Genomic DNA, 6,677 nt, shown 5'->3' with positions numbered 1-6,677 from the left:
CCCCCCCCCCCCCCCCCCCCCCCCCCCCCCCCCCCCCCCCCCCCCCCCCCCCCCCCCCCCCCCCCCCACTACCGTTTGCCGATCAGGCGGCGTCCGGCAACCGGAAGAACGCACGCGTGGCAGCCGTGGCGTTTGCGGCCGTGGTCTGCACATCCTCGCCACGGTCCCGCGCCAGCTCTTCCACGATGTGCGACAGGAACACCGGTTCGTTGCGGCGATCCTTCGGCATCGGCTTCAAGGTGCGCGGCAGCAGGTACGGTGCGTCGGTCTCGATCATCAATCGGTTGGCCGGAATGTTCTTCACCAGCTCGCGCAGGTGACCGCCACGGCGCTCGTCGCACAGCCAGCCGGTGATGCCGATGTACCAGTCCTGGTCGAGATAGTCGAACAGCTCCTGGCGCTCGCCGGTGAAGCAGTGCACCACGGCCGGACCGATGCGGCCTTCGAAATTCTTCATCTGCGCCATGAAATCGGCATGCGCGTCGCGCTGGTGCAGGAACAGCGGCTTGCCATTGTCTGCAGCCAGCTGCAGCTGGCGCTCGAACGCGCGATGCTGCGCCGGGCGCGGAGAGAAATCGCGGAAATAATCCAGCCCGCACTCACCCACCGCCACCACTTCGGCATGGGCGTGCAGCGCGCGCATCTCCGCATCGCACTCGTCGGTGTACTCCACCGCGTGGTGCGGGTGCACGCCGGCGGTGGCGTACAGGAAGCCCGGGTGCTGCTGCGCCAGCTGCAGGGCCAGCGGCGAATGCTCGCGGCTGGCACCGGTGATGATCATCTGCACCACACCGGCCTGGCGTGCGCGGTCCAGCACGGCGTCGCGGTCGCGGTCGAAGGAGTCGTGGGTCAGGTTGGCGCCGATATCGATCAGATGCATGGGGGCAGCAGAGGCAGGAAAACCCGCGCATTGTACCCGTGCCCGCCATGGCCCCTTATCCTTTGCAGATGAACGCCCCGCAATTCCCCATCTCTCCGCTGCTGCCGCAGATCCAGCAGCACCTGGCCGTGCACCCGCGGCTGGTGCTGGAAGCCCCGCCTGGCGCGGGCAAGACCACCCAGGTGCCGTTGGCGCTGCTCGATGCGCCGTGGCTGGAGGGCCGCAGGATCATCCTGCTGGAACCACGCCGGGTGGCCGCGCGCAGTGCCGCGATGTTCATGGCGCGCCAGCTCGGTGAGGAGGTCGGCGGCATCGTCGGCTACCGCATCCGCTTCGAGAACAAGGTATCGGCGCGCACGCGCATCGAGGTCGTCACCGAGGGCATCCTGACCCGGATGCTGCAGGACGATCCAATGCTGGAAACCGTGGGTGCGATCCTGTTCGATGAATTCCACGAGCGCCACCTCAGTGGCGACCTGGGCCTGGCGCTGGCGCTGGACGTGCAGTCGCAGCTGCGCGATGACCTGCGGTTGCTGGTGATGTCGGCGACGCTCGATGGTGAACGCCTGGCGCGCTTCCTCGATGCACCACGACTGAGCAGCGAAGGCCGCAGCTATCCGGTGGCGATCAGCCACTTCCCTGCCCGGCGTGACGAGGTGCTGGAACTGCAGGTGCGACGCGCGGTGCAGCAGGCGCTGGCCGAGCACCCCGGTGACCTGCTGGTATTCCTGCCCGGCCAACGTGAGATAGCACGCGTGCAGGCAGGCCTGCAGGACAGCCTTGCTGGCGCTGCGGTGGACGTACTGGCCCTGCACGGTGAACTGCCGGTGGAACAGCAGGCGCGCGTGCTGCAGGCCGCCAGCGACGGCCGCCGCCGCGTGGTGCTGGCCACCAACGTCGCCGAATCCTCGGTGACCCTGCCCGGCGTGCGCGTGGTGATCGACAGCGGCCAGGCGCGCGAGCCGCGCTACGACCCCAACAGTGGATTCACTCGTTTGGACGTGGTCGCCATTGCGCAGGCCTCGGCCGACCAGCGTGCCGGCCGTGCCGGGCGCGTGGCCGAGGGCGTGGCCTGGCGGCTGTGGCCGCAGTCGCAGCGGCTGGAACCGCAGCGTCGCGCCGAGATCGACCAGGTTGAACTGGCCGGCCTTGCGCTGGAACTGGCCGCCTGGGGCAGCAGCGACCTGCGCTTCCTCGACCCGCCACCGACCGGGCCGATGGCCGCCGCACGCGAACTGCTGCAGCGCCTGGGCGCGTTGTCGAGCAGCGGCGCGATCACTGCACTTGGCCGTCGCGTGCTGGCGCTGGGTACCCATCCGCGGATGGCCGCGATGCTGCTGGCCGCAGCTGATGCCCGCGCGCAGGCGTTGGCCGCCGATCTGGCGGCATTGCTGGAAGCTCGTGACCCATTGCGCCAAGGCGGTGATGCACTGGCCGCACGCTGGCGCGCACTGGCGGCCTTCCGCATCGGCCGTGCGCCGGCCGATGCCAATCGCAGTGGCCTGGCCGCCATCGATGCCGCTGCCAAACAGTGGCGCCGTCGCCTGCGCTGTGACGCTACACCGCCCGCCAGCATCGAGGCCCACGAACTGGGCGACCTGCTGGCCCATGCCTTCCCCGACCGCATTGCCTTCCAGCATCCGAACGACCCGCTGCGTTACCTGCTGGCCAACGGCCGCAGCGCCCGCCTGCATGAACTGAGCGACCTGCGGGGCGAACCGTGGCTGGTGGCCAGCGAACTGCGCTTCGAGGCGCGCGACGCGCTGCTGCTGCGCGCCGCACCGGTGGATGAAGGCTATCTGCGCAGGCACTGGCCCGAGCGCTTCGTAACCGAAGACGCGGTGCGCTGGGATGACACCCGCCGCGCCCTGGTCGCGCTGCGCGAAACACGCTTCGACCGCATCGTGATGGACAGCCGTTCGGCTGGCCGGGTTGATCCGCAGCTGGCGGCGCAGGCACTGACCGACGCCGTTGCCGAGCTTGGCCTGCAGGCATTGCCATGGACCGACGGTCTGCGCCAGTGGCAGGCACGGGTGGAATCGCTGCGGCGCTGGATGCCGGAGCTGGGCCTGCCCGACTGCAGTGATGCCGCATTGCTGGCCAACCGTGCGCAGTGGCTGCAGCCGGCGTTCGCGGGCAGGACACGGCTGGATGCACTGGACGAGGCCAGTTTCGGCGAAGCGCTGAAGTCGCCACTGGAATGGTCGCAACGGCAGCTGGTCGAGCGCCACGCGCCCACCCGGATCACCGTGCCGTCAGGGCTGGAGCGGCCGATCAGCTACGCGCTGGACGGCGAAAGCGGCGAGCCGTTGCCGCCGGTGCTGGCGGTGAAGCTGCAGGAGTTGTTCGGCCTGGCCGATACGCCACGCATCGCCGATGGCCGGGTGCCGCTGACCCTGCACCTGCTGTCGCCGGGTGGCCGGCCGTTGCAGGTCACCCAGGATCTGCGCAATTTCTGGGAAAACACCTACGCCGAGGTGAAGAAAGAGATGAAGGGCCGTTACCCGCGCCACCCGTGGCCGGACGACCCTTGGACGGCTACCGCGACCCACCGGGCCAAGCCGCGCGGGACGTAATGCGCGCCGACACCCCGCCCGTTCCTGAATGGCTGCGGTAGAGTCACACCACGCGCCCGCCTGACTGACATACCGTTTACGGGCAACAGGCGACACTGGACTTCGACCCGAGGCAAGGACACCCCCGCATGAGCAAGCTGACCGTAATCACCGACCGCGCCCTGGAGCGCGCCCTCGACCTGGCCCATACCGCAGGCGATGGCCTGAAGAGCGCGGGCGGCAGCCTGCGTCACCTCGGCCCGCAGGCCAGCGACTGGATCAAGACCGGTGCCGCCCTTGGCGCGGTGAAGACCGGCGGCAAGGTCGCCACCAGGTTCGCCCGCCGCAATCCGGCGGTGACCATCGCGGCAGCTGCCGTGGGCGTAGGCCTGCTGGGCTATGCGCTGTACCGCAAGCAGCAGAAGAAGAAGGCCGCCAACGGCCATGTGGTCAACGGCCAGGCCCAGCGCATCAATGCGCGCGATCGCCGCAACGACACCGTGGTCGACGAGCACAGCGATATCGGCAGCGACGCCTGATTGACCGGGGTCGGATCCCTTCCGCAGGAAGGGCTCTGACCCCATGACGCTGCACGAGGGTCGGACGCCGCAAGGCCTCCGGCCTTTTTTTCAGCCGATCTGCCGCCACTGCCCGGGCTGCAGGTCATCCAGCCGGTATGGCCCCATTGCAGCGCGTACCAGCCGCAGCGTCGGCAGGTTCACCGCAGCGGTCATCCGCCGCACCTGGCGGTTACGCCCCTCGCGGATCGTGATCGCCAGCCAGCTGTCGGGCACCGTCTTGCGGAAGCGCACCGGCGGATCGCGCGGCCACAGTTCAGGCGCAGGATCGAGGCGCTCGATTTTCGCCGGCAGCGTCGGCCCGTCATTGAGCACCACGCCATCGCGCAGCTGCTGCAGCTGCCCATCGCTGGGCGTGCCTTCCACCTGCACCCAGTAGAGCTTGTCCGCCTTGTGCTTCGGGTCGGTCAACTTGTGCGCCAGCGTTCCGTTGTCGGTCAGCAGCAGCAGGCCTTCACTGTCATGGTCGAGGCGGCCGGCAGCGTAGACGCGCGGCGGCAAACCGAAGCCTGCCAATGTCGGCCGCGGCGGCACGCTGCGGTCGGTGAACTGGCAGAGCACGTTGAACGGCTTGTTGAAGGCAATCAGCATCGCGGGGACGGCAGGCGGCGGGCAGGGCATTGTCCCATGCCACGCCGCGAGCTCGCCGGGCATGGCCCGGCGCTACCGGGTCACGGCTTCACGAAACGCAGGGTCATGCGGTCGCTTTCACCGATGGCCTGGTACTTGGCGTCATCCGCCTTGTCATGCTGGTTGGTCGGCGGCAGGGTCCACACGCCATTCGGATGGTCCTTGGTATCGCGCGGGTTGGCATTGACCTCGGTGCGCGCGTCCAGCTTGAAACCGGCGGCCTCGGCCATCGCGATCACCTGCTGCTGGCCCACATAACCGGTGTCGTCAGCGTCGGCCACGTCGGCCTTGGCGCGGTGCTCGACCACGCCGAGCACGCCACCCGGCTTGAGCACGTTGAAGAAGCCCTGGAACATGCCCTGCGCCTGGCCGGCCTTGCGCCAGTTGTGCACGTTGCGGAAGGTCAGCACCACATCGGCCGAGTTGGCTGCACCGAACACCGGCTTGGCCGGGTCGTAGGCAACCACGGTGGTTTTGTCGAACTGTGCCGGTGCGGCGGCGTACTTCTTTTCCAGGCTGTCGCGGCTGCGCTGCTGGTAGTCGCGGCCGCGACCTTCAGCCACGGCCTGCGGATCGACCACCGCGGCAATGTAATGACCCTTGTCGCGCAGCAGCGGCGCCAGGATCTCCGAGTACCAGCCATTGCCCGGGGTGATCTCGATGACGGTCTTTTCCGGCGCGACGCCAAAGAAGCCCAAGGTCTGCGCAGGATGACGGAAACCGTCGCGCTTGACGTTGGCGGGGTCGCGGGTCGAGGCCTTCACCGCGGCATCGATCGCGGGCGACACCTGGATCTTTGCCGGTGCGACCGTGGCCGGCGCGGCGAATGCGGGAACGGCAACCAGCAGCGCCGAAGCAAGCAGCAGGCGGCAACCACGCAGGGATGAGGCAGCAATCATCGGGGCGACTCCAGCGGAAGATGCGGCGAGACTAGCAGCCGCCGCGCCGCAGGTGTTCACAAAACGTTAGCCGCGTGCGCGGTGCGGAACACAGTTTTGTGGTCAGCGCCGCAGCGCGGTCACACATCGCGTTCTATCCTGAAGGACTTCCCCCAAGGAGTCCGTGCTCATGACGGCAAACCGCGAACTGGGCCGTTCAGGCCTGCATGTAGCTCCGCTCGCCTTCGGTGGCAACGTGTTCGGCTGGAGCGCTGATGAGAAGGCCAGCTTCGCCCTGCTGGATGCCTTCGTCGATGCCGGCTTCAACCTGGTCGACACCGCCGACGTGTACTCGGCGTGGGTGCCGGGCAACCAGGGTGGCGAGTCGGAGACGCTGCTGGGCAAGTGGTTCGCGCGCAGCGGCAAGCGCGACAAGGTGGTGCTGGCGACCAAGGTGGCCAAATGGGCCGAGCGCCCCGGCCTCACCCCGGACAACATCAATGCGGCGGTGGAGGATTCGCTGCGTCGCCTGCAGACCGAGGTGATCGATCTGTACCAGGCTCACGAGGACGATGAATCCACGCCGCTGGAAGCGACCCTGGCCGCGTTCGGTCGCCTGATCGAGGCGGGCAAGGTGCGCGCGATCGGCGCGTCCAACTACAGCGCCACGCGTCTGGCCGATGCCTTGAAGGTCTCTACCGACTACGGGCTGCCGCGCTATGAAACCCTGCAGCCGGAGTACAACCTGTACGACCGCGCCGGCTACGAGAAGGAACTGGAACCGCTGGTGCAGCGCGAGCAGATCGGCGTGATCAACTACTACGCACTGGCCAGCGGCTTCCTCAGTGGCAAGTACCGCACGCCGGACGATGCCGGCAAGAGTTCCGCGCGCGGCGCCACCGTGGTCAAGCGTTACCTGAACCCGCGCGGCCTGCGCATTCTGCAAGCACTGGATGACGTGGCCAGCAAGCACAACGCCACTGCCGCGCAGATTGCGCTGGCGTGGCAGATCGCACGGCCGTCGATCACCGCACCAATCGTCAGTGCCACCAGCGTGGAGCAGCTGCACGACCTGCTGGCGGCGGCGAACGTGGCGTTGAGCGTGCAGGATGTGGCGCAGCTGGACGCGGCCAGCGTGGAAGGTTGAAGGCGGAGG

6 protein-coding genes are annotated in these 6,677 nt (G+C 68.4%); 3 read left to right on the top strand and 3 right to left on the bottom strand.

The window, feature by feature from the left end; translation table 11 throughout:
* Window positions 1–82: 82 nt before the first annotated feature.
* Window positions 83–880 carry a TatD family hydrolase gene (locus AC3WTC_RS10980; protein WP_025877584.1) on the bottom strand — a complete coding sequence of 266 codons (798 nt, stop codon included), beginning with the start codon at window positions 878–880 and terminating at the stop codon, window positions 83–85.
* A gap of 68 nt (window positions 881–948) precedes the next feature.
* Between AC3WTC_RS10980 and hrpB the strand changes: the two genes are divergently transcribed.
* Window positions 949–3,456 (top strand): ATP-dependent helicase HrpB, encoded by a 2,508-nt coding sequence (gene hrpB, locus AC3WTC_RS10975; protein ID WP_492711417.1) that lies wholly within the window; start codon window positions 949–951, stop codon window positions 3,454–3,456.
* Between the two features lie 128 nt (window positions 3,457–3,584).
* Window positions 3,585–3,974: a hypothetical protein gene (locus AC3WTC_RS10970; protein WP_093819471.1), complete on the top strand. Its 390-nt coding sequence runs from the start codon at window positions 3,585–3,587 to the stop codon at window positions 3,972–3,974.
* A gap of 90 nt (window positions 3,975–4,064) precedes the next feature.
* On the opposite strand, the gene AC3WTC_RS10965 is transcribed toward AC3WTC_RS10970, so the two are convergent.
* Complete coding sequence (locus AC3WTC_RS10965; RefSeq protein ID WP_025877589.1) at window positions 4,065–4,604, bottom strand: pseudouridine synthase; 540 nt, start codon at window positions 4,602–4,604, stop codon at window positions 4,065–4,067.
* 80 nt (window positions 4,605–4,684) lie between these two features.
* A complete protein-coding gene (locus tag AC3WTC_RS10960) occupies window positions 4,685–5,542 on the bottom strand; it encodes a class I SAM-dependent methyltransferase (protein ID WP_025877590.1) in 858 nt (285 codons plus the stop codon).
* 169 nt (window positions 5,543–5,711) lie between these two features.
* Here AC3WTC_RS10960 and AC3WTC_RS10955 point away from each other — a divergent pair, with 169 nt between their 5' ends.
* Window positions 5,712–6,668, top strand: a complete 957-nt coding sequence (locus AC3WTC_RS10955; protein WP_032976826.1) for an aldo/keto reductase — start codon at window positions 5,712–5,714, stop codon at window positions 6,666–6,668.
* Window positions 6,669–6,677 lie beyond the last annotated feature (9 nt).

The organism is Stenotrophomonas sp. FW305-C-20-S1, from assembly GCF_058783335.1.
Note: the sequence above shows the minus strand (reverse complement) of the source record. Positions and strands in the feature narration are given on the sequence as shown.

What these genes read in the sequence shown, in the direction of transcription:
- AC3WTC_RS10980 (WP_025877584.1), bottom strand. Translation starts at nt 880, where the DNA reads ATGCATCTGATCGATATCGGCGCCAACCTGACCCACGACTCCTTCGAC.
- hrpB (WP_492711417.1), top strand. Translation starts at nt 949, where the DNA reads ATGAACGCCCCGCAATTCCCCATCTCTCCGCTGCTGCCGCAGATCCAG.
- AC3WTC_RS10970 (WP_093819471.1), top strand. Translation starts at nt 3,585, where the DNA reads ATGAGCAAGCTGACCGTAATCACCGACCGCGCCCTGGAGCGCGCCCTC.
- AC3WTC_RS10965 (WP_025877589.1), bottom strand. Translation starts at nt 4,604, where the DNA reads ATGCTGATTGCCTTCAACAAGCCGTTCAACGTGCTCTGCCAGTTCACC.
- AC3WTC_RS10960 (WP_025877590.1), bottom strand. Translation starts at nt 5,542, where the DNA reads ATGATTGCTGCCTCATCCCTGCGTGGTTGCCGCCTGCTGCTTGCTTCG.
- AC3WTC_RS10955 (WP_032976826.1), top strand. Translation starts at nt 5,712, where the DNA reads ATGACGGCAAACCGCGAACTGGGCCGTTCAGGCCTGCATGTAGCTCCG.